Origin of the sequence: Verminephrobacter aporrectodeae subsp. tuberculatae At4 (genome assembly GCF_000193225.1) — a bacterium.
In the GTDB taxonomy this organism is placed as follows: Bacteria; Pseudomonadota; Gammaproteobacteria; order Burkholderiales; family Burkholderiaceae_C; genus Acidovorax; species Acidovorax aporrectodeae.
Map to the genome: position 1 here is coordinate 1 of NZ_AFAL01000572.1, position 1,375 is coordinate 1,375.

Annotated in this window: 1 protein-coding gene; it reads left to right on the forward strand. The window is 64.5% G+C overall.

The features are described 5' to 3' along the window. The coding region (locus tag VTU_RS0118380) for an ABC transporter substrate-binding protein (protein ID WP_010106917.1) at positions 1-1,119 on the forward strand (1,119 nt) is incomplete at its 5' end. Between the last annotated feature and the right edge of the window lie 256 nt (positions 1,120-1,375).

Consider the following 1,375-nt stretch of genomic DNA (forward strand, 5'->3'; position numbering starts at 1 on the left):
GAACTGCGCATCATGAGCCAGGCTTGGGCGCGGAAGAACCGGTCGGTCGAGCCCAAGGACTTCAAGGGCAAGGACGAGAATTTTGCGCACCGCAACGCCATGGGAACCGGGCCCTATACGCTGGAATCGTGGCAGCCCGACGTGAAGATGGTGCTCAAGCGCAACCCCCAGTGGTGGGGCACGATGGAGGGCAACGTGACCGAGATCGTCTACACGCCCATCAAGTCGGTGGCCACGCGCATGGCGGCGCTGCTGTCGGGGGAGGTGGACATGGTGCTCGACCCCTCGCCGCAGGATCTGGAGCGGCTGCGTGCCAACCCCGAGTTGAAGGTGGTCGAGGGGCTGGAATACCGCACCATCTTTCTCGGCATGGACCAGTTCCGCGAGGAACTGCCGGGCTCGAACATCCAGGGCAAGAATCCGCTCAAGGACGTGCGCGTGCGCCGGGCCCTGTACCAGGCCATCGACGAGGAAACGATTGCGCGCAGCATCATGCGTGGCCTGGGCAAGCCCACCGGCACCCTCGTGGCGCCCATGGTCACGGGCTATACCGAGGCGGTGGGCAAGCGCCTGCCGTACAGCGTCGAAGCGGCCAGGAAGCTGCTCGCCGAGGCCGGTTACCCGGATGGTTTCGAGGTGGACTTTGCCTGCCCGAACAACCGCTACATCAACGACGAGGCCATTTGCCAGGCCGTCACGGCCATGTGGTCGCGGGTGGGCGTAAGAGCCAAGCTGCGCACCATGCCGCTGGCGACCTACTTTCCGATGATCCAGCGCTTCGAGGCCAGCATCTACATGCTGGGCTGGGGCGTCCCCACGTTCGACGCGCTCTACAGCCTGCAATCGCTGGTGCGCACGGTGGGCACGGGCGCTGACGGCCATTACAACCGGGGTCGCTACAGCCATCCGCGCATGGACTACCTCGTGGACCGCATCAAGGGGGAGACGGACGCGCCCGTGCGCACGCGCATGCTCACCGAGGCGCTGCAACTGTCCAACGACACCGTGTCGCACATTCCCTTGCACGACCAGGTGATCCCCTGGGCCATGAAGAGGAACATCGATCTCGTGCACCGCGCGGATAACCGCGTGGACATCCACATGGTCAAAGTGAACTGACCCGGCTGCGCAGCCGGCCTGCGGCGTCTTGGTCCAATGCTGGGCTTGGCACCATCTTTGCGTGTCCATCTCCAGAATGCCCGCCCGGGAATTCAGGGACTTCCTCTTGGCCGCAGCGCCGGCTTTTCTGCACAGCAAAACTTGGTATCGAAAGGGTTCCATGCAATCCAAACACCGCTTTCTGTCGCTGGCCGCTGCGGCCGCGCTACTGCTCGCGCCCGTGCTGCTGCACGCCCGGCCCTTCAAATGGGCGAGC